The following is a 24,665-nucleotide window of genomic DNA, read 5'->3' as shown; positions in this document are numbered from 1 at the left end:
GTACCAGTCTATGCCAGGCTCTTGCGTCCGATTCTCGCCGGCCACTGATACACCTCCGCACGCGAGGCCGAGACAAGCCTGGTCTGCGTGAAAGAATTGATCGATACGTACTGCGCGAAGAAACGTTCCAGCACCGCGCCCAGCAGAAAACCGCCGCTGCCGGCCATGCGCGACTCGTCCAGATGGATGTCGATGTCGATCCCGCGTCCGAAGGCGATCGGCCCGGGAATGGGCAGGCGCCGCACGACAGGCCGCGACGCAATGGCCTGCAGCGCGTCAATCTGCTTGCGCATGCCGGGGTCGCCCGCATCCGTGTACAGGCCGAGCAGCGTGCGCAGCGCCCGCACGCCGTCCTGCCGTACGCCACCTTCTTCCTCGCCGCCTTCTTCCTCGCCGCCGAGGCTGAGGTAATTCAAGGACAGGTGATGCACCAGGCGCCACGCATGGTCGCCTTCCGGCGCGCCCGAACGGGGGCGTGTCGGCCCGCGCAGGATGGCGATGCGGGATACCGGCGCCGATGCATCGAGCGACAGCGCATTCTGCGCGGCGACCGGCAGCAGGAGCGGAAGATCGCGATTGGTCGCCAGCACTTCCGCGCCCAGCTGCTTGATGCTGCCCGGGTAGGGCGCTTCGCGGGCGTCGACCAGCGACATGAAGACCTCGGTTCCCGCATAGCCGCTGCGCCCGCCGGTCTGCTGATGGCGGGCAGACGGCTTGCGCGGCTCCCTGCGCAAGGTGTAGTAGGCCTGACCCGCGCTGCCGTGGCCCTGGCCGTGCACGCTGGAGTAAAAAGGGAGGAATTCCACCTCGGCGGTCTCGCCGCTGCCGAAGCCGCGCACGCGCTGCACGGAAAAGACCTCATAGTCGAGCGGGCGCGTGCGGTCGATAACCAGATGGTGTTCGAATTCGCCGTCGCCAAGCGGCACGCGGTCCGCCCGGCGCTCCAGCAGGTTGACGGCCGGCGTCGCATACAGGCGGAAATGCTCCGCTTCCAATGCGCCGTCGAGCCGCGGCTCATGCCGGTCGAACAGCAATACGATCTCGATCTCGCCCGGCCCCGCCGCCCGCAAGGCACGTTCCAGACCGGTGACGCTGAAGAAAAGAAAGCGTTGTGGAAACGCGAAGTATTCCTGCAGCAAGCGGTAACCGTCGAACGAACGGTGACCGAAGGGAAGCAGCGCTTCCCCGGGATCGAATCCCGTCTGCATGATCGCTTCGGGCGGGAGGGTCGCCAGCAGTTTCCCCTCCTGGACCACCATGGCGCCAATGCAGTGCGCAAAGATCAGCTCGTACAGGGGGACGGCTAGATCGTCGGCGGCATTGATATGAAAGGGAAGGGCATCGCAGGCGATCTGGCTGAACTGCAGGCCGCCGTGGCATCCCAGCCGCAGGCGCAAGCCGGAACGCGGCGGCGCACCGAGCCTCGCCTGGTTGAGCGGCAGGTCGGCAGCATGCGTGAAAGAGGCTGCACGCGTGAGCGAGATCGGATAGAGGGTGACATCGTGCGCGGTACGGAACTCGCACGCCGTCTGCTGGCCGCGCGGAATGACACTGTGCATGGTGCTGCCGCGCGGCACCTTCACGCCGGACGCGAGCGCGCTTTCCGCAAAGTTCGGTTGCAGCGCGACGATGGCAAACGCAGGCAGCGGCGCAAGATAATGCGGATACACCATCTCCAGCATGTGCTGCGAGAAGCGCGGAAACTCGGCATCGAGCTTGAGCTGGATGCGCGCCGCCACGAAGGCGAAGCCCTCCATCAGTCTTTCCACATAGGGATCGGCGACCTCGAGGCCTTCCATTCCCAGCCGTGCCGCCACCTTCGGGAATTCCTGCGCGAATTCCGCACCCATGTCGCGCAGGTGCGCCAGTTCCCGGTTGTAGTACTCCAGCAGGCGGGGATGCATGTCAGGTTGCTCCCGGTGCCCGCAAGGCTGACGCGCTCAGCTTGCCGTCCTGCACCTTGACCATGCCCGTCTCGAAATCGACATCCGTCCTCAGCCACAATTCGACGGGGTAAGGCTGCGCCCACAATTCGCCGGTGATCTCGAACTGAAGCACATTGTGATGACCGAGTTCGTCTTCCGGCTGCCTGCCGGTCACGGCCAGCGAGGCGGGCAAGATGCGCGGCTCGAAATCGAGGATGGCCTGCCTCAGGGTTTGTTCAAGATCGAACAGCTCCACCCGCGACGCGAGTTTGCCCGACAGGCAGGGCATGCCGTAATTCAGCACGGAATGGCGCGCCTGCGGATAGCGCCGCTCGTCCACGGCGCCGAGCGGCGCGGTGGCATTGAACAGCCAGCTCAAGTCGCGCAACACGATTTCGCGCAGGCGGGAGCGTGAAATCGCCTTGGTCTCCGGCGCTTCCTGCCTGTCTTGCGGCGCGTCGTCGATCAGGCGATCGATGAGCGCCGGCTGCAGACGGTCGCGCGAATACAGGTCTGCGCTCATTGCGGCAGGTCCGCAGGCAGGGCATCGAAGCGGATCTCGCGGCAATCGAGCAGCGCGTAGTCGCCCGCGTCACTGACGAACATGCGCTGCCCGGCGCCCTTCTGCAGGCTATCCGACCAGGGATGCCACTCGGTGAGGCGTGCGAGCTTGAGTGCGTCGGCGGTATCGGTGGCATCGGCGGCGCAGGAGGGATAGCGCGTGGGAATGTAGCCGTTGCATGTTCCGCCGTTGGTCAGCGTCAGTTCCGCCGGGCACCATGCGAGGTCGAGCAAATCCTCCGGGGCGGGTATCGCGATGCGGGAACAATGTTCGAACGGCACCCAATAGTATTTGCCGTCGATGAAGGCTTCCAGCACCGGGCCGAGCCGGCTGTCGGCATCGGCCAGCCAGGCGAATGGTGCGCCATCGATGATTCCGCTTGCACAACGCGCAGCGCCCAGCGCAGCCTGTACAAGCTTTGCGGATGTTTCGTCGTCTTCGGCACGCAAGGCTTCGACCAGATAGCCGATCCACGGCGGCGGCGTGCCAAGGAAGAGCGGGGTTCCTTCGCCGCCGAACACACGCTGCCGCAAGCCTTCGCACACAATGTTGCGCCGGTAGACCAGCGCGGTATGCGACAAACCGGCGTCCAGTCTTTCCGCCACGTCCAGCTGGTTCAGCGCGCGATCCCAGTTGCCGTCGACAACCGCGTAGCGGAAAAGTTGTAGACGCGCATCGACATCATCCGGGCGTTTGCGAAGCTGGCCGATCAATTCGGACTGCGCCGCCCTCGTATCCGCAACGTGCATGTTCGCTTCCCCTGCAAGAGAGTTCGCATCGTCCGACTGTATCGAGAGTGCGCGGCGAGGGTCAATCGTACGAAAGCCGTATTGCTGCGCGACACGCGTTGCGAAGGCGCGGGATACAGCTTCAGTACTAGTGCCACGCCTTGCATTTCTCGCTAGAGTAATCTGCGCAAGCGACAGGAGAAGACCTTGATCGAGATCGAACAGTTCTGCAGCGTGCTGGATGGCGACAACCCGGCCGGCTCCGATCTGGAATACGACCATGCGTTCCTTGCCCTCGACGTCGCACAGCGCGGAAGGGCGGAGCGCCAGTTCGGCGAGACCGTCATACCCGCCGAGCCGCCCGACTGGAAACAGGTGCTGGTCCAGGCGACGACGCTGGCGGCCCGCACGCGCGACCTGCGCGTAGCCTGCGCGCTGACCCGCGCGCTCACGCACCTGCACGGCCCCGCCGGCCTGGTCCAGGGCTTGCAGATCATCGAGCGGCTGTGCCGCACGCTCTGGGACCACATCTACCCGCAGCTGGACGAGAGCGAGGATAACGACCCCACCCTCAGGATGAATGCGCTGGCGCCGCTGTCGGACCGCGCCGGCCTGCTGGCCGACATCCGCGACTGCGTCTTCGTGTCGGCGCGGGGAATGGGAGGCTGCACGGTGCGTGAGCTGGAAGTCGCGCTCGGCATACTGCCGCCGTCATCGGATAGCAGCACCCGTCCGCTGGCGCTGCCCGAGATCGATGCACTGGTCGCCTCCGCGCAATCCGAAGGACACTTTTCCGAGAACCATGCGCAGCGTGCCGTCGAGCTCACGCGCGCGCTCCATGCCTATCTGTCCGGACAGGTCGGCGTGGAACGCGCGCCGGACCTGCAGCCATTGATCGACCGCCTGCGTCCGCTGGCCGAATACTGCCGGAAGTTCGTGTCCGACGAGGCCCCGCGCGAATCGGCGGGCGAGCCTGTCCCGGAGCCCGTGCAAGAACAGCTTTCCCCTGCGGTTGCGCGCCAGGCCGCGGGCGTCCAGCTATCGAACGAAATCCGCTCCAGCGCCGATGCCGCCCGCATGCTCGATCTCATCTGCACCTACTTTGAAAAGCATGAACCGACCAATCCGGCGCCGCTGCTGCTGCGCCGCGCACAGCGGCTCTCCACCATGAGCTTCTACGACATCGTGCGCGACATCGCGCCCGACGCGATTTCCGCCGTGGACATGGTGGCCGGCAGCAGGGAAGAGGCGTAAGCAGGCGCGTCTGAATATTCATCGCAAGCATGACAGGAGGCAGCATGGCACAAGGTCAGAAATTCATCGCACGCAACCGCGCACCGCGCGTCCAGATCGAATACGACGTCGAAGTCTTCGGCGCCCAGAAAAAGGTGCAGCTTCCCTTCGTGATGGGCGTGCTCGCCGATCTCGCCGGCAAGCCCAAGGACCCGCTGCCCCCGGTGGCGGAGCGCAAGTTCGTCGAGATCGACGTCGACAATTTCGACGCCGCGATGAAGGCGATGAAGCCGCGCGCCGAATTCACGGTGCCCAACGCGCTGACGGGCGAAGGCGACATCAAGGTGGAAATGAGCTTCGAGAGCATGGACGACTTTTCCCCCGGTGCGCTGGCGCGCAAGGTCGAGCCGCTGCGCAAGCTGCTGGAGGCAAGGCAGCAGCTCAACAATCTCATCACCTACATGGACGGCAAGACGGGCGCGGAGGAACTGATCGAAAAAGTCTTGAACGACCCGGAGCTGCTCAAGTCGCTAGCGGCCAGCCCGAAACCGGAAGCAAGCTAACCGTCACCATCAAACGCCGCAGGAGACCGACATGGCAGAGCTGCAAGTAGAGCAATTACAGGGCGCGGTTCAATTCGACGACTTTGCGCGCCTGTTGAACAAGGAATTCAAGCCCAAGACCGACGAAGCCAGGACTGCCGTCGAAACCGCCGTCAAGACGCTGGCGCAGCAGGCGCTGGAGCAGACGCAGCTGCTGGAGCACGACGTCGTCGACACCATCCAGTCGATGGTGGCGGCGCTCGATCGCAAGCTGTCGGAACAACTGAACCTGATCCTGCACCATCCCGACCTGCAGAAGCTGGAAGGCGCATGGCGCGGGCTCCACTATCTCGTCAACAATACTGAAACTGACGAGATGCTCAAGATCCGCGTGATGAACATTTCCAAAGCCGAGTTGCAAAAGACGCTGAAGCGCTACAAGGGCACCAACTGGGACCAGAGCCCGCTCTTCAAGCAGATCTATGAAGCGGAGTACGGACAGTTCGGCGGAGAACCCTTCGGCTGCCTGGTGGGCGACTATCATTTCGACCATTCACCGCAGGATGTGGAAATGTTGTCGGAGATGGCCAAGATCGGCTCGGCGGCGCATTGCCCCTTCATCGCCGGCGCCTCGCCGACGGTGATGCAGATGGACTCCTGGCAGGAACTGTCCAACCCGCGCGACCTGACCAAGATCTTCCAGACGCCGGAATACGCAGCCTGGCGGACCCTGCGCGATTCCGAAGACTCGCAATACATCGGCCTGGCCATGCCGCGCTTCCTGGCCCGCCTGCCGTACGGCCAGAAGACCGACCCGGTGGAAGACTTCGCCTTCGAGGAAGACACCGCCGCCGGCGACCACAGCCGCTACACCTGGGCCAATTCCGCCTATGCAATGGCCGCCAACATCACCCGCGCCTTCAAGCTCTACGGCTGGTGCACGCAGATACGCGGCATCGAGTCGGGCGGCGCGGTACCCAATCTGCCGGTACACAGCTTCCCGACCGACGACGGCAGCGTGGACATGAAATGCCCGACCGAAATCGCGATCTCCGACCGGCGGGAAAGCGAACTTGCCAAGACCGGATTCATGCCCCTGGTGCACAAGAAAAACTCCGACTTTGCCGCCTTCATCGGCGCCCAGTCCCTGCACAAGCCGGCCGAATACGACGATCCGGATGCCACCGCCAACGCCAATCTCGGCGCCCGGCTGCCGTACCTGTTCGCGGTCTGCCGCTTTGCGCACTACCTCAAGTGCATGGTGCGCGACAAGGTCGGCTCCTTCAAGGAACGCAACGACATGCAGCGCTGGCTGAACGACTGGATCATGCAGTACGTCGACGGCGACCCGTCCATTTCCTCCGACGAAACCAAGGCACGCCGTCCGCTGGCCTCGGCCGAGGTCGTGGTGGAAGATGTGGAAGGCAATCCCGGCTACTACAGCTCCAAGTTCTTCCTGCGGCCGCACTACCAGCTCGAAGGACTCACCGTCTCCCTGCGCCTGGTATCGAAGCTGCCGTCGCAGAAGGCCGCCTGACAGGGAGTGAGCGATGGGCGATTGCTTCATCCAGTTCGACCAGATCACCGGTGAAGCGGTGGATGCCGACTACAAGGGCGCCATCATGGTCACCGGCTGGAACTGGGGTGTGAACTGGCATGCGGAGCACAACCTGTCTGGCAAGGGAACGGGCAGGGGGGACGTACGAGAGTTCCGGTTCACGCATCTCATTGACACCGCCTCTCCGGCGCTGATGGCGCGCTGCGTGGCCGGCAAGGAAATTCCGACGGCGAAACTGTCGATGCGGCGTGCAGGCGGCGCCGCCCAGCTGTTTGCCACCATCAGGTTCGAGCGGGTGCGCCTGACCAATGTGGAAATGGCCCACGACAGCCAGCGCGAGCTGCCCGAGGAAGCCGTGGCGTTCACGTTCCAGCGGGTAACCTATGAGTACGCGGCGCAGGCCTCGTCTGGCGGTGTGAAGGGAGGATGGGTGCCGTTTAGCTGGAGTGCCGGCTAGCGTTACCTCCTCCCCCGCAAAGCAACGACGCACGAGTTCTCGAGGAGCCATCCTTCACGGAGCTGCGAGTGGCCGTCTACCGTACCTGCTTGGCATGCATTTTGGTCAGCGGCTTTTGCTTGATCGTCTTCAATTGGTACTGGACATGAAAGTGAGGGCCATGCCCGTTGACCTCATGAAAGAAGGCGGTCCGGCCGGACTTCGTGGGGTTGGCATTACTGCTGTTGTACTGATTAAGCCAATCGAGCATGGCTGGAATGTGCTTTTCAAGCCCGCGGGACCGCAAGTCGATGGCGGCATAAACGCTGTGCGCGGTCTTGCGCGGCTTGGGACGCGCTTTCTCCTTCATGCAAGCGTAGATTTCGTCGTTGCGGGCCTGGGTGCGGCAGATGCAGGTGACCATGACGTCCTTCTTGCACAGGCCGGATACGTAGGCCGAAAGGCCTTCCACTATGCTGCAGAGCGGTCCATTGAAATACTTCAGGCGCGCGTATTCCTCCTGCAGCAGTTTTTTGCACCGGGGATCGAAAGTTAGTGCCACGTTATGCTCCTTGAAAATGAAAAGAAGGCCATATGCCGCGCGAGATTCTGAACGGGAGAACGGGCCGGCCAAACAGGTCTATTGACGATAGCGCGGCGAAAATCCCTCTACTGTTGGAAACTAAAAGCCGGGGTAAACGGTGATGACTTCTCCGGGTTCGAATCTGCCTTCCGGCGGGCCGTCGGATTTGCCGGGATGAACAACAACCGTTACCGTGGACGTCCGGCGGTTATGCCTTGCATCAAATCCCACTTCGCATCCGAAGTCGAAAGTGATGGAGTGCGAATGGGATTTTTCCTTACCCGGTTTTGCGATAGCAGGATGCTTATAGGACTCGTCAACCGCTTGCCGGATGAAAGTGTCCGAGTCGAACTTGCTTTTTCTTCCCTGCGTATATTTGCTCTTTCCTCGAGGATCTTCTATGTTCAAATTGTCATCGAAAAGAATCTGATTTTCTTTGGCCTTGTATTTCTTTTGTGCGACAGCCTCTTCCTCTGCCAGCTGTTCCTTAAGATCGTCGTGCCACATGTTGTAGGTATGGCGTAATCGGGCATGCGTCCGGTTTGTGATTTTTGGACGCGGCCGGTCCTTCGGCATCAGGATGGAGAATCCGGTGTTGTCTAATGTAGTCATCACTTTCTCCTTGCCACACCGTGGAGCGACTCATGAGAAACGAGACGCCGCACTCGTGGCACATAGGCCGGATCGGGAGAATGGAAGGCCACTGAAGCAAGAGCGAAAATCAGCGGCCCTCTTCGTGAGATTCGCCTAGGTCTTGGAACGGCCGGTGTCTTCCATCTCGAAGTGAAACCTGAACGTGGACATGTCCACCAGGTTGAATATGTGGCATTCGGTCAGGTTCCGTCCCGACATGAGCTTTTCGAAGGTCATCACCTCGCCGATGGGTTGTGCCTTGGGGTAAGCGAGGGCGATACAGCCGTTTTCCGCATGCCATCCCCCGATAAATCCTGTCCAGGCCGGTTCAACGTACATCGACTTCAAATACACCACAGAGCCGCCTGGCTCGGGACGGCCCGGCGGCAGATACAGGGCGACTTTTCCTATGGATCGTACCTTTCTCCCCCGGTACCTATTGATCTCCTCGCTTCCTCCTTCGTAGAGGAGATGTGCAGGCCTGAAAACTGGCATGGCGATTCTCCTAAAGATGCCAGGCAGGGAGAGGAGAAGCGACGCGATCGTTTCTTGCCGTTCTCCGCGCGTCGCCTCGCGACCCGTCTCCTTCTGCTGACTGTAGCGAACAGCTTGTTACCCCTGCTTGTTCTCCGCAATATGCCAAGCCGCAGTAATCGTCGAATCCGAAGACCCATCCGCCTTCTGCGGCACATACTCGGCCTTGAACTCGGCGAAGTTCAGGGAAATGTTTTCCGTCAGCTTGTCTTCGCCGCCGCTGCCGCCGGTGGAGACGGAGGAGACGATGATTTCCTTCATCGTGATCTTCAGATACTCGACCGGCTTCTCGCCCGCCTTGCGCACGATGAGGACGCCTTCCTTAAAGTGCTTCCCGTTACAGCAGTACATCGTGAGGCTCGGCGTTGCCTTGTCGATGTACTTGGTGATGGACAGGTCCTGAACACTCACTTTGCCCGCGCCGCCGCCGGTTCCTGTGTGCGTGGTGCCGGTCTGGCTCATGCCCCAGCTCCAGGCGAGTACCTCGATCGCATCCTTGTGCTTGGAATCCCGCGATTCACCCTTGACGTCGTCAAGTTTCAAAAACATATCCACAGCCATGGCATCTCTCCTTGTTCTGGTTGCTGTTCATGAGCGGTTGAATAACGATATAGCCGATACCCTCCGCCGCGCCATACAACTTACGTACGAATCTCCTATCTCTCAGTCGTGCTGCCCGAGGTGTTCTGCTGCGCACCGCCTGCTTCGGCCGAGGCGGTGGTTCCCATCTGCACGCGGCCATCGGCAAACACCGTCTTGCCGTTCTCGGTCTTCGCGCCATCCCTGAACTCGCCTTCCCAGTACGTTCCGTTGGCCCAGGTGTACTTGCCCTGGCCGTGGTGCTTGCCTTTCATCCAGCCGCCCGTATAGACGTCGCCGCTCGGAAAACGGATGGTGCCTTGGCCGTGGGGCTCGCCGTTCCTGACCTCGCCTTCATAGCGGTTGCCGTTGGCGAAGCGGAGCACGCCTTTGCCGTTCGGTACGTCGCCGGCCCAGTCCCCGGTATAGCGCTGGCCGTTGGCCCAGGTGAACTGGCCCCGGCCTTCCTTGCTGCCCTTGACGAGGCGGCCTTCGTAACGGTCGCCGTTGTCCCAGACAATATGGCCGCTGCCGGACACGATGCCGGTGGCAGGATCGGCAGTGAAATTGCCGGTCATGGTCTGGCCCGCGAGCTTGATCGTCTTCTGCGTGCCTGCCGGCGGCGGCGGAGGCGTTTCGGGTTTTGGCGCTTCCTTTTTCGCCTCGGTGGACGGGTCGGGGCCGGGGGTCCTGAGTGTGACGGGCGGCGGTGGCGCGGCGGGAGCAGGGGCAGGCGGGGGCGCAGGCGGGGCGACGGAGGGTGTACCTGCCGGATTGACGGACGTTTGCGCGGGGCGGCGTTCCGGCTCCGGAGCGGGAGGCTTTGCTTCCGGCTTTGGCGCGGACGGTGCCGTCGCATTGTTCATGGCGGTAGCCGTGTCGGGCGATTTTGACGCCGGCGGCGCGGGCTTGTCTTCTTTCACCGGCGGCGTTGGCGCAGCGGGCGCGGGTTCCGCCTGCGTCAGTTTCGGCGCGGTGCTGTCGATCATCACGCGCGCGGCCTGCGCATGTTTGCCGCGCGGGTACTTCTTCAGGTAGGCCTCATAGGCGGAACGCGTATCCTTTTCCGTTGCCGCGCGCCAGAGTTCGTCTTCTGCTGACAGGCCCGGCGCTGCCGGCGCTGCGGGTGCGGTCGTCGGCGCAGCAGGTGCGGGCGGCAGCGGCTTGGCCTGACGGGGTTCGGGCGCGGGCTTTTCCGTGTTGAGCGCGACCGGGGGCGGCGGTGCCGGTGCAGGCGTGATGGCTGCGGGCGGCGTGGCGGGCGGGGCGGCTGGAGGGGGAGGCGATGCATCAGCCGCCGGGGGCGGGGGGGTGCCCGGGCCCGGTCCGGAGGCGGAGGTCCCGGCGCCCTCGGTGGAGCCTGAGCTTTGCACTTCGTCGGTTGCGGCCGCCGGCCGTTCTGCGGTAGGCGTTTCCTGATTGCCGGCACCGGTCATCCAGCGGTATCCGGCCACGCCTCCGCCCACGCCCGCGAGGACAACCAGAGTGCCGAGGATCGCGCCGACCTTGCTGCGCTTCCTGGGCGGCATCTGACGCTGGTCGGAGACCATGGTCTTGTGCCAGTCGTCGTCCTGCGCCGTCTTCCCGGTGCCGGTGCGGCGGGGAGATTGCGTGCCCGGCCATGGGGAAGGGCTGGCTCCGCCGGCGGGCGCGCGCGCGCCGAGGCCCGGCATGGTGCGTGAAATGCCGGCCTGCAGGCCGAGCGCATCGCGCAGTTCGGCCACCGAGCCGATGCGGTTCTCGGGCTTGACGGCAAGCGCGCGGTCGATCACGCCAAGGAAATGCTCGCTGTACCGTCCTCGCCCCGCCTCGCGTGCCGGGAGCATCTCGTCGTTGACGATGCGCGCCACCGATGGCGGCGGCGTCTTGCCGGTGATGGCAAAGTAGACGACCGCGGCCAGCGCGTAGATGTCCGTCCACGGACCCTGCTTCAGGCCGGGGATGTCCGCATACTGCTCGATGGGCGCGAAGCCGGGCTTGAGAATCACGGTCAGGCCCTGCGTGAGGTCGCCGATGACGCGGCGCGCGGCGCCGAAGTCCAGCAGCAGCGGCCTGCCGTCTTTCAGGATGAGGATATTGTCGGGGGCGATGTCACGGTGGTAGCACTGCACCTGGTGGATCGTGTCGATCGCATCGAGCAGATTGGTCAGCAGCCGGCGCAGCCATTCTTCGTCCGGCACCACCAGCCGGTCCGTCAGCGCCTGCTTGAGCGTGACGCCGTCGTAGTAGGGCATGACCATGTACGCAGTGCCATTGTCTTCCCAGAAGCGATAGACCTTCACCAGCGAGGGTGAATCGAAGCGCGCCAGCATGCGTGCTTCGTTCACGAAGCTTTTCAGGCCCATCGTGAAGGTGTCGACATAGTGGCGGGAGCGCACGGTCACTTGCAAGGCCTGGGTGCGCGAGGCCATGCCCGCGGGCATGTATTCCTTCAGCGCCACCTGGCGGTCCAGCGAATGATCGTAGGCGAGATACACGATGCCGAAGCCGCCTTCACCCACCAGTCCGGTGATCTCGAACTCGCCCAGACGGGTGCCGACCGGCAGCCCGTTGACGCCCTGCGTCTGCGCGCCGAAATCGCGCGGCGCCTGCGGCCGGTGCGTGTGGCTGCTGCGCACTACGGTCCTGTCATTGTCGTCGTCCATGTCATTCACTCAGGATAGGGATGGGAGCGGGCAGAACGAGCTTGCAGAAGCTGTCGGCCTGCAGGGGTTCCGGCAGCGCGTGCAGGAATTTCTCCGCGGCGTGGACGGATGACCAGAAGACCGCACGCTCTGCGAGGCTTGCGTAAAGCGCTTGTTTGCCCAGTGTCTCGACCAGGGCGGCCGGCGTGGCGGACGTGGCGGACGTGTCTTGCGGCTCCGGCTGCAAGGGCTGCAAGGCGGCGAGCGCTTCTTCAAAACGCTCAAGGTCGTCGTCGCCGAGCACCGCGAGAGTGTGGTCTTCGATCGCGGCAAGGCGCGTCTCGATCTGCGCGAATGCCAGGCCGCCAAAGTCGTCCGGCGGGATGTTGAAGGCAACGGTCATGGGGAACAAGCGTCCAACGCGGTCCACGCCCGGCAGCAGCAGTCCGGCCCACGCGCCGCTGCCGTCATTGCCGCGCAGGAAATACCAGACCGGAAAGCGAAGAAAGCTGTCCTGCCAGTCCTCGCCCTGCGCATCCGCCGCGGCCGCCATGCCGGCGCGCAGCCAGGCATCCCAGTCGTCGACGAAGGCATCCGGCAGATGGTGGCGGAGGAAATCGCCGGCGGCCGGCAGCTTGCCGTACCACCCGATCTCGCCTGGGGCTAGAGTTTCGCTGGGCATTGGAAGGCCTGTAGTTCGGGCAAGCGGAATGGGTTCTGCACGCTGCTGGTCGTCACGTCGTAGGTCACGCGGCGTCCGGCGATATGGACGGTGGCACGGAACCGCTCGGGCTGCGCACTGCGCACGATCTGCGCGCGCTCGAAAAGGCGGAACAGCGCCCATGGGCCCTCGTAGGATTGCGACTGGTCGCCGCCGCGCGCCAACGTGACCGTGAGCGTGATCTGGTTACTGGCGCGCGGCCCCGGCCATTGCACCAGCATCGCCGGCACATTGTCATGCGCGTAGCTCACGAGCTGGCCGTCGATATCGAGTATGGATTGGTCGATCCCCTTGTCCATGTCCACCGGGCGCATGTTCACCCGGAAGCCGAAGCCGTTGCTGCCCGGCGGGAAGAACACGCGCCGTATCTCCTGGGCCCGTTCGAACTGGATCAGGGCCTCGGACACGCCGCCGGTGGACGGATCGCCGAGGTTGCGGAAACGCCAGGGCCGCGTGCTGGTGTCGACGAGGGGTGCGAGGTTTTTCTGGAAAAACTCATCCATCACGCCGTCGCGCGCCATGATGCGCACGAAGTCTTCCGGCACCACATCCTTCTTGCTGCCGGGGGTGAAGGGGTAGCGTCCTGCCAGGGCCTTGTGGCAGGGCTCGCCCACCATGCCCGCCAGCTTGGTGCTGAGATTGCTGCGGCTGGAGCTGATCGCCTGGCGCAGGCTGGCGTCCGCCAGCCCGGTGAGCATGCTGCGCATGGGTTCAGGCATACGCGCGGCTTCCGCCTTGACGCGGTTGGGCACCTCGCTCTGCGGCAGGGTATTGCCTGCCTTGAGCGCGGCGTCGGTCGCCGTCAGCAGCGTATAGAGATCATTGATCAGCGTGAGCGAGGCGTCGACCGGCGCCGGCTGGTTGCCGCCCGGGCTGCGCACGAAGCGGCGCAAGGCCTCGAAGCGCTCGTCGACAATGGCCTCTACCTTGCGGCCTTCGGGTTCCTGCATCGCGCTGTCCTGCCCCTGCATCCCCATCAGCGCCCCCAACTGATCCTTGCCCTGGCTGATCATGTCCTTCACCTTGCCGGGCGGCGGCTTTTCCGTGCGCGGGCGTTCGCCCAGGGTCACCTCGCGAGCCAGGCCGCGCAACAGGCGCGGCAGCGGCGAATCGGGCGCGGAGAGAATGCGCGCCTGCTCGATGCTCTGCGACAGGTTGGCTGTCTTCACCAGCGCAAGGTCGGCGATAAAGCGTTCCCACAGGCTGGCGTAGTCCTGCAGGTAGAGCTGGCGCACTTCGTCGCCCAGCGCCCTGCGCGAAGCGGGGGCGGCCGCGCGCCGCGCGTTTTCCGAATCCTTCACGCCCAGCACCCAGACTTCCTCGTCGGCGAGCTGGCGCAGCATCGCATCGAGCTGCGGATTGAATGCCTTGTAATAGCCGTTGTAGGTGAACAGGCCGGGGACAGGGCTGGTGATCGGCTGGCCGGATACCCGCGCCAGCACGAGCTGGCTGTTCGGCCCGCCGGCATCGGTCACGCGGAATTCCCTGAGCGAGGCGGGGGGGCTCTGCCGCTTGATGCGGTTGTAGACGCGTTGGGCGAAGGGTGCCTGCAGCTGTGCCTGCCGCACCGCCGATACCAGCTTCGGGTCGCCGCCGGCCGCGGGCCCGATGGCGTCGCGCTGGAGCAGGGTCGCGAGATGCGCCATCACCTTCTCGCGCGCGTCTTCCGGGACCGGCTGGCGCTTGTCGCTGTCGAGATCGAATGCGACCCAGGACTTGAGCGACATCTGGTCCGCCTTTCCCTGCCGGTGCAAGGTGAGGTAGGCCTTGAGGGTTTCGTACTGCAGCTCCGGGTTGCCGTCCTGCTGTCGCAGGCGGGCTTCGATTCTTTGCGAGATGTGCGGCGCCAGGTAGGCCGAGAGCATGCGTCCGTAGGCCTGTTCCGCGCCCGCCTGCAGCTTTTCTCCCTGGAACAGTCCGGCGCGCATTTCCGGTTGGGGTTCCCGCGGATCGACGCCGCCGGCATGGGCGAGCGCCTGGGTGCGTTCCAGCACGGCGAGAATCGCGGGCAGGTCGTCGATGGATGGCGGGTCTTGCGCGAGCTCCTTGCGGAAGCGATCCGTGCCGGCGGCCACTTCCGCGATATACCGGTCATTGCCCACATAGCTTGCCGTCCAGACCGCGATGGCGGCCGTCATGGCCAGGCCGCCGGCCGCGATGCCGCCCCACTTCCAGCGCAGCAGGCGCTTTTCAGCGTTCCGGTCGGTTCCGGCGAGATTGGATTCGGCGAACACGACTTCGCGCAGCAGGCGAGTGATGAAAAAGGATTTTCCGCTCGGCTTTTGCGGTGGCAACATTTTGCGCTCGATGCCGAATGAACGCGCAAGCGAGCCGAGCACCCGGTCGATGGGTGAGCCCTCCTGCGTCCCGCTGGTGAAATAAATGCCGCGCAACCACATCGGGCCGGCCAAGCGCGACGCAGAAAATGCCTGCGCGGCAAAGTCGGCCACCGCTTCCTTGAGCTGGACCCACTGGTTGGGAAATCCATAGGTCAGCGCGCGTGCACTGCCATCCCTGCTCGCCTGCAGGCGGGGAAGCAGCTGCGCATACAGCCGGCCTTCCAGGGCGTCGAGCTGCGGACGCAGTTGCTGCGCGCTGTCCGCGAGGAGCCCGCCTGGACTGAAGTCGAGCGTAAAGCCCCACACCTGCTCGCGCTGCTCGCGGGTCAGGTCTTCAAAAAACTGCGTGAACCCGGGCAACAGGTCGGTCTTGGTCACCAGCAGATAGACCGGGAAGGAATGGCCGAGATGGCGCTGCAACTCGCCGATTCGCGTGCGCAGGGCGGTGGCCTGTTTCTGCACTTCGGCTTCACCGGCGCCCAGCAGGTCGGACGCGCTGATCGTCGCCAGCACGCCATTGATCGGCTGGCGCGGCCGGAAGCGCTTGATCAGGTCGACGAACTCCTTCCACTCGCCGGCATCGGCGCCGGCGTTGCTGTCCTGTGTCGTATAGCGTCCCGCCGTGTCGATGAGCACCGCCTGGTCGGTGAACCACCATTCGCAGTTGCGCGTGCCGCCGATGCCATGCAGCGGATCGGTGCCCAGCGCGTCGGCCAGCGGGAACTGCAGGCCGGAATGCATCAGGGCCGTCGTCTTGCCGCTGCCCGGCGCGCCGATGAAGAGATACCAGGGCAACTGGTAGGCATAGCGCCGCCCGCCGAACAGGCGCAAGCGCGACGGCTTGCCGCCCGGATTTTCAAAGCGCGTCGTCTTCAGCAGCGCCGCCGCCTTTTCGAAGCGCTCCCGGATCTGCGCGGAATTGCCGGAGCCCGGCTTGCCCCTGGCATCGGCCCGGTCCACGATCAGGTCGAAGAGCTTCCGGTTGCCCAGGCGCGCGCGCATCTGCCGCAGAGCGTAACGCACCAGCCAGAAGAGCAGCAGCGCGGCGATCAAGGCAATGCGCGCCCACTCCGGTTCGAGCGGATGGTAGTCCGCAAAGGCAAGCAAGGGCCCGGCGAACCAGACCAGGAGCGCGAGCACCAGCGCGCCCAGCAGCCGCATCGTCCATGGAGAAAGCAGCGCAGACTTCATCGATCACTCCGTCCTGCCCGGCCCTGCGACCAGGGTGATGGTGACGCGCCGGTTGCGCGCGCGCCCGGCAGGGGTGTCATTGGGGGCGAGCGGCTCGGCCTCCGCTTTGCCTTCCGCCCGGATGCGCCCAGTGCCGATGACAGCAGCGAGCATCCTGCCGACACCCTCGGCGCGCTCCTGCGACAGATGGAAATTGGAGGGATAGCGGACCGAGCGTATCGGCTGGCTGTCGGTATGTCCGCTGACCAGCACCGCACCCGGATGCTCGCGCAGCGCCGCGGCGATGCGCCCCAGCAGCGGTTGCACGGAGCGGTTGAGCACGGCGCTGCCCGGTTCGAACAGGCCGTCGCCGCCTATGGTGATCACGCTCTTGTCGCCGCTCTCCTGTACCGTCACGAGGCCGGCCGCGATTTCGGGTTCCAGGAAGCGGCGCAGGCGCGGTTGTTCGGGTGCCGGGGGCGGCGGGGCGGGCGCTGCCGGCGCCGGCACGAAGCTGCTGACCGGGCGCAGGCCCTGCAGCATGGCGAACGCCGCGTCGGAGCGCGTATTGAGCATCGTGCGGTACGCAAGGAAGGTGACCGCCATGGCGGCCAGGCAAAATGCGAGAAACACCCACAAGGGCGTCATCTCGAACCAGCGGCGCGCCTCGGCCGCCGTTGGCCGCCACTTGACCGAGAGCGTGCGGTCGGGTTGCTCGCGCTGCTCCCGGATCATCTGATACAGGCGCTCGCGCACCGTTTCCAGCTGCGATCGGCCGTTGTCGATCACGCGGTATCGCCCCTCGAAGCCGAGCGACAGGCAGACGTAGATCAGTTCCAGGAGGTCGATGTTGGGCGCCGGTTCCCGCGCCAGGCGCGCGAGCAGTTGAAATACCTTCTCACCGCCCCAGGTTTCGTTATGCAGGCGGACCAGCAGTGTATCGCTCGCCCAGACGCCGCCGCTGCCCCAAGGCGTGCTGGCTGCACATTCGTCGAGAAAGGTGCACAGGATGTAGCGTGATGCGACCGCCTGTGCGTGCGGCGTCCCGCTCTCGGCCAGCTGCTGTTCGAAGCGGCGCACGCCGTAGGTGAGCTCTTCCTTGAGCTGGTGAGGATTGGCATGGGTGGCGCTGTTGCGGATCTGCGGCGCCAGCGTGAGCAGCGGACTGGCGGCGGCGAGGATGGGGTTGCGGCTTGCCGAGGGCAGGGCATAGGCGGCCTCCGGCAGGGCGCGTTCGCGCCGCTTCGGCGGCGCCGCCTCCACGCCGGCCTCCTGCTGCGGATGGACGACACGCCCGCCCGGCATGGGACGCACGACAGTGCGTTCGCCGCCGGGCGACTGGAAAGAACTCACGCCGCCCCCTTGATGGCCCACAGCTCAAGTTCGAGGCCGGGGAAATCTCCGGCGATGTGCATGGCCATGCCGCCCGACGTCGGAAGCTGGCGCCACAGCTCGTGCGCCTTGTCGAGCTCGAAATAATTGAAGCCCGCATGGTAGGGAATCTGGCGCGGGGCAACCGGAAGCGGCCGCAGCGGAACGCCCTGCAGCTGGAGATTCACGAGATCGCGGATCTTCTCGGTGGTGCCGATCTTGGTTTGCGTCGGAAAGCGCGTGCGCACGACGTCGGCCGGCAGGCTGGCATTGACCGCGAGGACGAAAGAGGCAGAGGCGAGGAGTTGCTTGTCGCTGATCACCGCCACGCGCACGCCGTATTTGCGGTCGTGCAGGTCGATCTGCACGGCGGTCTGTTCCAGCACCATGCTCAGGCTGAGCCGCAGGAGCTGCATGAGCGGCCGGAAACAGGTGTCGAGGTCGTCATGCTGGTAGGGCGGCAGTTCGCGCGCAATGCGGCGTTCGCCGCCGAAACTGGACAGCTCGCCCGCCATCTCCAGGCACAGGCTGTAGAGCCGTTCCGGATGCAGGCCGGGCATGGCGGCCAGGTGGGCAAGCAGGGGGGCGTAGCGGTTGACGATCATCAGCAGCAGGAAATCCGCCACCTCTCCCATGCCGCCCCGTCCGGGCTGCGTCAGCCGCTGCGCCAATACTTCGCTGCGCTGGTGCACCAGGCCGCGCAGTTCGTTCAGCCAGGCACGCAGCGGCGGCGCCGCCCGGGTGCACAGCACGGGGGGAATATAAGCGGCGTCGAGCACCACCTGACCATCGGCCCGTCGCTCGACCACGCGCGCGGCGCCGATACGGGCAAAACCGGGATGATCGCCTGCAGGAAGCAGGCGCAGGTTGAGGCGGCCAAGCTGGACCGCCGCGCGCTCGTCGAAGCCGTCATTGACATCGCGCAGCTCGACTACCTTGGCGGCATAGCGATGCATGGTCGGACGGTCCGGCTTTTCAATGGCGATGCTTGGTTCGCTGTCGCTCTCTAGCGGAACGGCAAGATACACCACCGCGTCCTTGGCGCCGGGAGCGATTTCCATCGGCAGCGGCACCGGGTCCTGTTCCGGAAACTGGAAGGAGGTGCCGTCGGGCAGCATGCCGGAGGCCGAGCTGATCAGCAGCTCGCCGCGTGCCAGCGCCGCGCGGTCGATGTCGAGCGAGGAAAAGCCCCAGCCGTAGTTGTGCAACTGCCTGGCCTGATTGACGACGATGCCTTCGAGATAGCGTTCCTGCTGTTGAAAGTGCTGCGTCTGCAGGAACGTGCCTTCAGACCAGATGACCTTGTTTCTCCACATGCAGGGCCTCGTCGTTGGTGCGCGGACTTGCGGCCGCTTCCGCGCCGGGTGCAATGACGAACTTAGCGGGGGCCGCTCCGGTCAGAGCAAGGGAGCCGCGCCCGCAGGCGCGGCCGCTCTGTCCGTCATGGCAAACGATACGCCAAGGCTTCTGCCAATTCGATAATACTCAAGTAGTAAAGACGGACCCGAGTGTGGGGTGTAGCCTTGTATCCGAGTCGAACCTGGGGATCCGGACGGAATGAACGTGCTGATAATCGATGACCACGCGCTCATTCGCGAGGGCATCGCGTTGATGATCAAGACGCTCCGGCCTGACGCGTCGGTATGGCAGGCCAGCAGCTACAGCGGCGGCATGGAAATCGCCGACAGCGAACACATCGACTTCACCTTCCTGGACCTGCAATTGCCCGACGGATCGGGCTTCAATGCGCTGGAACGCATCAAGCGGCAGCACGAGCTGATGTCGGTGGTGGTGGTGTCCGCGCATGAGGACCGTCCTACCGTCATGCGCGCGCTGGAAATGGGCGCCAAGGCTTTCGTGCCGAAGTCGGCAAACACGGAAAGGATGCGGCACGTGGTGGAAGACCTGCTGGACGGCCGCGTCTACCTGCCGGAAAGCGTGCTGGGGCCGGAGGCACCCGGGGACGAAGGGGAAGAGGCCTGGAACCTGACCGAGCGCCAGAAGGAAGTCCTCTCGCTGCTCATCCTCGGATTGTCGAACAAGATGATCGCCCGCAAGCTCAACATCGTCGAGTCGACGGTGAAGATCCACGTCAGCGCCATCCTGCGCGAACTCAAGGTCGCGTCGCGCACCCAGGCCATGCTCGCGGTCGCGCGGCAGGGAATGAAACTGCCTTTCTGCTGACCCTTCCGAAAGGGATCACGCTACCTGGTTGAGCGCCGCCGAGGTGCGTTCGAGCGCGGCGCTGAGGGTCATATGCAGCCTTCCTGCATTGACAGGCTTGTTCATGAAAAACCAACCTCTGGCCAGGATGTCGTTTTGCAGTGAAGGACTCGACTCTCCCGAAATCACGATCATCGGGATTTCAAACGGCAGCAGTGGCGCGATGGCCTTGTTGACGTCGATGCTGGTGCGGTGGTTTTCGAGGCGGTGGTCGGTGATGACGACGTCCGGGAAGCGCAGGCTGCTCTCTACGTACTTCTCGGCTTCCTCGATGGAACGCGCGAGAATGCTCAGGCAGCCCCAGGAGTCGAGGATTGCTTCCATTGCCGAAAGGATATCGATTTCGTCATCCACGACCAGAACAAGCGCACCCCTGAGGAGGGTTCGTGGCGAAGCCGCCGGCGTGATGTCGTATCCCATGGGAGCGATTCCCGGAACGCGTTCCACCTTCAGGCCGAAGCAGGATCCTTGCCCTGGCCGCGAGCTTACCTGCAGGCGATGATGCATCGCTTCTGCAAGCCTCTTGACAATGGCGAGTCCAAGTCCAAGGCCTTTCCTGCGGTCGCGCGCCGGATTGTTCAACTGGACGAACTCGTCGAAAACGATACCGATCTTGTCATCTGCAATTCCGCAACCCGTGTCCCAGACCTGGATCAGCACACTGTCACGGCGTGCCCGGAAGGCCAAGAGAATGCCTCCCCGCTCCGTGTAGCGAAACGCGTTTGACAACAGATTCGTCAGCAGTTCTATCAGCAGTTCCGGGTCTGTACGCAGTTGCAGGCCGTGCGTGCAGCGGACGCGAAAGTCGAGCGACTTGGCAGCCGCGACCGGCACGAAACGGGATTCCAATGTCTGCGCAATGCGTGTGGCGTCGACCGTCTTGATCGTGGGGACAATAAGGCCGGCATCGAGATGGGAAATGTCGAGCAGGCGGTTAAACAAGTCGTCGAGCCCGGCAAGGGACCGATCGAGGCGGTCGAGGAGATAGCGTGACCGCGTTTCGAATGCCTCGGATTTCAGCGCCGCAAGGAAAAGGCAAATCGCATGCATCGGCTGGCGCAGATCGTGGCTTGCCGCCGCCAGGAAGCGGGACTTGTCCAGGCAAGCCTGCTGCGCAACCGTCAGCGCCTCTTCTACGCGTTCGCATGCGTAGCTTTGTCTGTGCACCTGGTCCTGGAGCTGCGCGACCATGCGTTCGCTGACCAGGCGCAGCCGGCTGTTCTCCTGCAGCAGCCTGGTCGAACGGAAGCACAGAACCAGATAGAGGCAAAAAAAACCGAGAAGGCAGTAGCCGAGCGAGCGCTCCAACTCGCTGCCGCCGACGATCAGAACGAGCGCGGATGGCAACAAGATGCATGAAAGGCTGATTGCAGCAGTGGAAAACCATGCTCCCATGCTTTGTGTCACACCGCCGGCAAGCAGGACAAGCACAGACGCGACCGCCAGTCGCGCAGGCGGGCTGTCGGGGAGCAGCAGCCCAACGGCAAGAATCCATGGCAATGACAGGATGAAGGTGGACGCAAGCACTGCGCGCGGAGACCGGCCCTCGCGTCGCCTCGGGTCGGTTGCCTTGCGACTCCAGGCTGCCGCGATTCCCGCGCATAGCAGCATGCAAATTGCCCAGCCGGCGCTGCGTTGCCAAGAGCTGGGATCGATGGTGAGCCAAAGGAAGAACGAGGCAGCGAACAGATGCATGGCGAAGAAGGTGCCGATCTGTCGGCGAAATGCGGAAATCTGCCAGGCCGAAGTCGCTTCCTGTTCCCATAATGCACGGGCTATCTCATCCTCGCTTCGATCGTGCATTTCGTGCACTCCTTATTGCATGCCTGCCGTACCAGCGTGACTATGTTACTGAGCATGCTTGGTGAATGCGTTACCCCTTTTCCAATTCCGTTTGCGATTTATTAAAATTTACAGCAGTTTTTTTACGAACTATTGGTATCTGTTCACGTTGCTCCCTGGTCCGCCGAGGGGCCGCAGAACTTTGCCGGATGGCGGCAGCCGGCCAAAAACCGTCATACACCTCGGCAGGCTGAGATGAAATCCCAGCTATCGTCATGCTGGTTAAACCGTGCTGGAATTGCATCCCAGCCGACGAACTCGCGCATGCTCATGGTAATCATCCCGGTATTGGCCATGGCAGAGCTCCTTGAAGCAGGAAAGACTCTCCAGCATGACCGGCCTGAAATATGGACATTTGAACTTGGCTGGATTTGGACATTTTAAAACGGGCGCTACAGCATTTATTCGCCTAATTTTTGTTATGTCAAATTTTGAGCGTCAGAAGAATGCCGCGTATCAGGAGACCCGCACACTCTCCCTTCAATGGCCCAAGGAAATCTTTGCCGGGCACGTCGCTTGCGTTATCACGGGAGATTGCCGTGAAGGCTCCGACTGGACGAGGAAAAGATGCGAACCATCACAAAAGCTGCCATTGCCACCCTTGCCTTCGCCGCCGTCCACAGCGCGCTCGCCACGCGCCAGGCAAAGAAGATTGCGGCTACCCTGGTAGGCAGCGAACGCAACGACGCTACTTACCGGGTGTTCTACGTGGGCCAGGGTCTGCTTTCCTTTGCCGCGCTTGTTGTCTACTGTGCCGGCCTGCCGAAACACACCGTCTACCGCATTCGCGGGCCGGGCGCGCTGTTGCTCCGCGCCGGACAGCTCGCCGGCGTGTTCCATCTGTTCGCGGGCCTGCGCCAGGTCGGCCTGAAACGCTGGTCGGGAGCGGACCGGCTGCAGGCGTGGCTGCGGGGACTGGATATGCCGAATGCTCCCGTAGCGCAAGGGCCGGAACTCGCGGACGACGGCAGACTGGGCGCCGACGGCCCTTACCGCTGGAGCCGGCATCCGCTCAATTTCTCGGGCGTGCCGCTGTTCTGGCTAACGCCGCACATGACCACGCGCCGGCTGGCCTTCAATGCAGTCGGTACCGCATATCTCGTGCTCGGTTCGCTGCATGAGGAAGCGCGGCTCCGGACCGCCTATGGCGAGGCGTATGAGCGCTACCTGCAGAGCCGGGTCCCCTTCTTCTGGCCCGCCTTGCGACCGCGACTGGCCGATGCGCTCACCGCGGGCCGACTCCCAAAGCGCGTCTAGCTCCAATGCATCATTCGCCGATACTGAAATCCCTCTCGGAACCGCGCCTCGGCGAGATCGAGCCGTAACGGTTTCTCAGCTAGCCGGAAAGCGAGAAGCATCAGCCCGGCCCGCCGCTTGGAGGTTGCCCCCCTGTGCGTCAGGCATATCGTGTTAAAAACGGAATGGGACCGACGCCGTCACCGACGGCTTCGGTGCGGACGATGTCACGCCTAAGCCGACACCCAGATTGAAGAACCCGCCTCGACCAATGACTGTCGTGCTGCCCAATTCCAGAAAGCCGCGTGCGCGGTCGGTCTGCTCCACGGTCGACAGCTTTGCGAGCTATTCCTGCCAATCGCCCTCGTACCAAATATCAACGAGAACGACCCAAACCAGTCAGTTGGCTTCCTCGAAAGCGGATATAGCCATGTCGTTTTTCAACGATTAAGCTGTCTCTTCTGAAGGTGTCCGACGTCTTGTGTGCGGAGGTCGATTTAAAAATCTCAGTGCGGCACGTTCGTGAAACGCTCGCCGAAAACGATAGCGGACTGATTGGCCGCCTGCTTCCATGTCGCAGGCGGCATCTTCCATTCTTTCTTATGTTGCGTAAGGCATAAAGGCGCTATCGGTAAAAAGGCTCGACCTTGCCTTTTACCTTGATCATCATCGGATTGCCCTTGCGGTCACGCGCCTTGCCGGCCGCAACCTTGATCCAGCCTTCGCTGATGCAATATTCCTCGACATTGGTGCGTTCCTTGTCATCGAGCTTGATGCCAACATCGTGCTCGAGGACAGCCGCATTGTAGTAAGGGCTGCGGGGATCGACCGAGAGACGGTCAGGGAATGGGGGGAGTTGTGTCGTGTCGTTCATGGGCCGGAATTATCTACCATTCTCTTACCCAAAACAATTTTTCAGCGCTCGCCTGCTTTGTTGTCCTGCTTTTCCATTTTCCGGCACCGCGGCGTGGCGGGCCCGTTGCGGACCAGCATTCTTGATCAGCCGGTCCAACGAAATCGACCCGAAGCGGCAAGTTGCATTTCTACAAACCGGACGCTCAGCGTTCAAGGTCAGGCGCAGGCGGTGCAGCTAGCCACATATCTACCGCAGGAAATCTATTGGCACGGCAACATTCTTACCTTCGACAGCCTGCGAACGGAATGTAGCGAAGCGGTATCAAAGCCGTCCCCTTCCCCCACATACGGGACGTAGTTTTCGACCCGGACAGTGGCCTCTCCTGTAAGTCCACATGCATTAGTTCGCGGAGGAGACTGAATACCAAGCATTTTCTTTGACCGTCTCGTGTCCGTGAAGCAGAACCAGGCAAGACGTCTATCGGACCTGAGGCGAGGTGGCGCTTGGGCGGACCCAGGTGATGGGAAGAAGCACACAGCGTCTCCGAGCACTTCGAGGCTTTCGGCGTCCCTGCGGTATTCATAGCGACCGGCCACCGTGAATGCCGATTCAGCCGCCCTCGTGCCGGCTAACGGAAGAACCGCGAGCAATACAGCAGCAGTAGTGCGCATGTTGGCGCATCCGAGAAGTAGATACGAAGTAATGGCCAAACCTATCGCTTTGAGTGACAAGCTATGCTTGCCTGTGAGACGCCGACCGCGCCGCCTACGAGCTTCGTCCAGCGCCCGGATCGCAGTCCTTCTCCTTGTGCCAGCGAATCGATCCAGTCGACCCAAAGCGGACACTCTGCCCCAGCACGTTATGGCTACGCTTTTATGTGGGCTGCAATGACATCACTCAAACTTGCACATGCAGCGGCAATATTGTCAGCTCGAAGGTTCGTGATGCTAAGAATAAGTCCTTGTTTGGC

General features: G+C 63.3%; 21 protein-coding genes. 6 read left to right on the top strand and 15 right to left on the bottom strand.

Features of this window, described 5'->3' with window-relative positions; genetic code table 11:
* Positions 1–8: 8 nt before the first annotated feature.
* The 3 genes from tssF to VFF99_RS01480 are packed head-to-tail and all read right to left on the bottom strand — an operon-like array spanning position 9 to position 3,236.
* The gene (gene tssF, locus VFF99_RS01490) at positions 9–1,904 is read right to left on the bottom strand and encodes a type VI secretion system baseplate subunit TssF (RefSeq protein ID WP_325014307.1); all 1,896 of its coding nucleotides are present in this window, start codon (positions 1,902–1,904) and stop codon (positions 9–11) included.
* A 1-nt stretch (position 1,905) separates the two neighbouring features.
* Positions 1,906–2,448, bottom strand: coding sequence for a type VI secretion system baseplate subunit TssE (tssE, locus tag VFF99_RS01485; RefSeq protein WP_325014305.1), 543 nt, complete (start codon positions 2,446–2,448; stop codon positions 1,906–1,908).
* A complete protein-coding gene (locus VFF99_RS01480; RefSeq protein ID WP_325014303.1) occupies positions 2,445–3,236 on the bottom strand; it encodes a type VI secretion system accessory protein TagJ in 792 nt (263 codons plus the stop codon). The genes tssE and VFF99_RS01480 overlap by 4 nt, the downstream gene beginning before the upstream one ends.
* A 186-nt stretch (positions 3,237–3,422) precedes the next feature.
* Between VFF99_RS01480 and tssA the strand changes: the two genes are divergently transcribed.
* From tssA to VFF99_RS01460, 4 genes are read left to right on the top strand one after another with little or no spacing between them, the layout of a single operon-like run.
* Complete coding sequence (tssA, locus tag VFF99_RS01475) at positions 3,423–4,469, top strand: type VI secretion system protein TssA (protein ID WP_325014301.1); 1,047 nt, start codon at positions 3,423–3,425, stop codon at positions 4,467–4,469.
* Positions 4,470–4,513: 44 nt separating this feature from the next.
* On the top strand, positions 4,514–5,011 hold the full coding sequence (gene tssB / locus VFF99_RS01470; protein WP_325014299.1) for a type VI secretion system contractile sheath small subunit: 498 nt from the start codon (positions 4,514–4,516) through the stop codon (positions 5,009–5,011).
* Between the two features lie 31 nt (positions 5,012–5,042).
* Positions 5,043–6,527 carry a type VI secretion system contractile sheath large subunit gene (gene tssC, locus VFF99_RS01465; RefSeq protein WP_325014297.1) on the top strand — a complete coding sequence of 495 codons (1,485 nt, stop codon included), beginning with the start codon at positions 5,043–5,045 and terminating at the stop codon, positions 6,525–6,527.
* Between the two features lie 13 nt (positions 6,528–6,540).
* Entirely contained in the window at positions 6,541–7,005 is a 465-nt protein-coding gene (locus tag VFF99_RS01460) for a type VI secretion system tube protein Hcp (protein ID WP_325014295.1), read from the top strand.
* Between the two features lie 76 nt (positions 7,006–7,081).
* Here the strand turns inward: VFF99_RS01460 and VFF99_RS01455 are convergent, their stop codons facing one another.
* The 9 genes from VFF99_RS01455 to tssK all read right to left on the bottom strand — a co-directional run bounded on the left by VFF99_RS01455 (position 7,082) and on the right by tssK (position 18,854).
* Positions 7,082–7,546: a hypothetical protein gene (locus VFF99_RS01455; RefSeq protein ID WP_325014293.1), complete on the bottom strand. Its 465-nt coding sequence runs from the start codon at positions 7,544–7,546 to the stop codon at positions 7,082–7,084.
* 120 nt (positions 7,547–7,666) lie between these two features.
* Entirely contained in the window at positions 7,667–8,179 is a 513-nt protein-coding gene (locus tag VFF99_RS01450) for a hypothetical protein (protein WP_325014291.1), read from the bottom strand.
* A gap of 135 nt (positions 8,180–8,314) precedes the next feature.
* Positions 8,315–8,539 carry a hypothetical protein gene (locus VFF99_RS01445; RefSeq protein WP_325014289.1) on the bottom strand — a complete coding sequence of 75 codons (225 nt, stop codon included), beginning with the start codon at positions 8,537–8,539 and terminating at the stop codon, positions 8,315–8,317.
* Between the two features lie 273 nt (positions 8,540–8,812).
* Entirely contained in the window at positions 8,813–9,295 is a 483-nt protein-coding gene (locus VFF99_RS01440; RefSeq protein ID WP_325014287.1) for a type VI secretion system tube protein Hcp, read from the bottom strand.
* Positions 9,296–9,390: 95 nt separating this feature from the next.
* A complete protein-coding gene (locus VFF99_RS01435; RefSeq protein WP_325014285.1) occupies positions 9,391–11,958 on the bottom strand; it encodes a protein kinase domain-containing protein in 2,568 nt (855 codons plus the stop codon).
* A 1-nt stretch (position 11,959) separates the two neighbouring features.
* Complete coding sequence (gene tagF / locus VFF99_RS01430) at positions 11,960–12,619, bottom strand: type VI secretion system-associated protein TagF (RefSeq protein WP_325014283.1); 660 nt, start codon at positions 12,617–12,619, stop codon at positions 11,960–11,962.
* Positions 12,601–16,188 carry a type VI secretion system membrane subunit TssM gene (tssM, locus tag VFF99_RS01425; protein ID WP_325014281.1) on the bottom strand — a complete coding sequence of 1,196 codons (3,588 nt, stop codon included), beginning with the start codon at positions 16,186–16,188 and terminating at the stop codon, positions 12,601–12,603. The genes tagF and tssM overlap by 19 nt, the downstream gene beginning before the upstream one ends.
* A gap of 3 nt (positions 16,189–16,191) precedes the next feature.
* Positions 16,192–17,520 (bottom strand): type IVB secretion system protein IcmH/DotU, encoded by a 1,329-nt coding sequence (icmH, locus tag VFF99_RS01420; RefSeq protein WP_325014278.1) that lies wholly within the window; start codon positions 17,518–17,520, stop codon positions 16,192–16,194.
* On the bottom strand, positions 17,517–18,854 hold the full coding sequence (gene tssK / locus VFF99_RS01415) for a type VI secretion system baseplate subunit TssK (protein ID WP_325014277.1): 1,338 nt from the start codon (positions 18,852–18,854) through the stop codon (positions 17,517–17,519). Before tssK ends, icmH begins: the two co-directional genes overlap by 4 nt.
* Before the next feature lie 247 nt (positions 18,855–19,101).
* On the opposite strand from tssK, the gene VFF99_RS01410 reads away from it, so the two are divergent.
* Positions 19,102–19,722, top strand: a complete 621-nt coding sequence (locus VFF99_RS01410) for a response regulator transcription factor (RefSeq protein ID WP_325014275.1) — start codon at positions 19,102–19,104, stop codon at positions 19,720–19,722.
* Between the two features lie 15 nt (positions 19,723–19,737).
* On the opposite strand, the gene VFF99_RS01405 is transcribed toward VFF99_RS01410, so the two are convergent.
* A complete protein-coding gene (locus VFF99_RS01405) occupies positions 19,738–21,564 on the bottom strand; it encodes an ATP-binding response regulator (protein WP_325014273.1) in 1,827 nt (608 codons plus the stop codon).
* Positions 21,565–21,776: 212 nt separating this feature from the next.
* Complete coding sequence (locus VFF99_RS01400; protein WP_325014271.1) at positions 21,777–21,899, bottom strand: hypothetical protein; 123 nt, start codon at positions 21,897–21,899, stop codon at positions 21,777–21,779.
* Between the two features lie 271 nt (positions 21,900–22,170).
* Here VFF99_RS01400 and VFF99_RS01395 point away from each other — a divergent pair, with 271 nt between their 5' ends.
* Positions 22,171–22,860: a hypothetical protein gene (locus VFF99_RS01395; RefSeq protein WP_325014269.1), complete on the top strand. Its 690-nt coding sequence runs from the start codon at positions 22,171–22,173 to the stop codon at positions 22,858–22,860.
* A gap of 604 nt (positions 22,861–23,464) precedes the next feature.
* On the opposite strand, the gene VFF99_RS01390 is transcribed toward VFF99_RS01395, so the two are convergent.
* Positions 23,465–23,713 carry a DUF3297 family protein gene (locus tag VFF99_RS01390; protein WP_325014267.1) on the bottom strand — a complete coding sequence of 83 codons (249 nt, stop codon included), beginning with the start codon at positions 23,711–23,713 and terminating at the stop codon, positions 23,465–23,467.
* Positions 23,714–24,665 lie beyond the last annotated feature (952 nt).

This window comes from Noviherbaspirillum sp., from assembly GCF_035654295.1.
In the GTDB taxonomy this organism is placed as follows: Bacteria; Pseudomonadota; Gammaproteobacteria; order Burkholderiales; family Burkholderiaceae_D; genus Noviherbaspirillum.
The sequence above is the reverse complement of the archived record's forward strand: the minus strand, read 5'-3'. Positions and strand labels throughout refer to the sequence as shown.

Bases quoted from the DNA above. Each gene is read 5' to 3' on its own strand.
- tssF (WP_325014307.1), bottom strand. From the start codon at position 1,904: ATGCATCCCCGCCTGCTGGAGTACTACAACCGGGAACTGGCGCACCTG.
- tssE (WP_325014305.1), bottom strand. From the start codon at position 2,448: ATGAGCGCAGACCTGTATTCGCGCGACCGTCTGCAGCCGGCGCTCATC.
- VFF99_RS01480 (WP_325014303.1), bottom strand. From the start codon at position 3,236: ATGCACGTTGCGGATACGAGGGCGGCGCAGTCCGAATTGATCGGCCAG.
- tssB (WP_325014299.1), top strand. From the start codon at position 4,514: ATGGCACAAGGTCAGAAATTCATCGCACGCAACCGCGCACCGCGCGTC.
- tssC (WP_325014297.1), top strand. From the start codon at position 5,043: ATGGCAGAGCTGCAAGTAGAGCAATTACAGGGCGCGGTTCAATTCGAC.
- VFF99_RS01460 (WP_325014295.1), top strand. From the start codon at position 6,541: ATGGGCGATTGCTTCATCCAGTTCGACCAGATCACCGGTGAAGCGGTG.
- VFF99_RS01450 (WP_325014291.1), bottom strand. From the start codon at position 8,179: ATGACTACATTAGACAACACCGGATTCTCCATCCTGATGCCGAAGGAC.
- VFF99_RS01445 (WP_325014289.1), bottom strand. From the start codon at position 8,539: ATGTACGTTGAACCGGCCTGGACAGGATTTATCGGGGGATGGCATGCG.
- VFF99_RS01440 (WP_325014287.1), bottom strand. From the start codon at position 9,295: ATGGCTGTGGATATGTTTTTGAAACTTGACGACGTCAAGGGTGAATCG.
- VFF99_RS01435 (WP_325014285.1), bottom strand. From the start codon at position 11,958: ATGGACGACGACAATGACAGGACCGTAGTGCGCAGCAGCCACACGCAC.
- tagF (WP_325014283.1), bottom strand. From the start codon at position 12,619: ATGCCCAGCGAAACTCTAGCCCCAGGCGAGATCGGGTGGTACGGCAAG.
- tssM (WP_325014281.1), bottom strand. From the start codon at position 16,188: ATGAAGTCTGCGCTGCTTTCTCCATGGACGATGCGGCTGCTGGGCGCG.
- tssK (WP_325014277.1), bottom strand. From the start codon at position 18,854: ATGTGGAGAAACAAGGTCATCTGGTCTGAAGGCACGTTCCTGCAGACG.
- VFF99_RS01405 (WP_325014273.1), bottom strand. From the start codon at position 21,564: ATGCACGATCGAAGCGAGGATGAGATAGCCCGTGCATTATGGGAACAG.
- VFF99_RS01400 (WP_325014271.1), bottom strand. From the start codon at position 21,899: ATGGCCAATACCGGGATGATTACCATGAGCATGCGCGAGTTCGTCGGC.
- VFF99_RS01395 (WP_325014269.1), top strand. From the start codon at position 22,171: ATGCGAACCATCACAAAAGCTGCCATTGCCACCCTTGCCTTCGCCGCC.
- VFF99_RS01390 (WP_325014267.1), bottom strand. From the start codon at position 23,713: ATGAACGACACGACACAACTCCCCCCATTCCCTGACCGTCTCTCGGTC.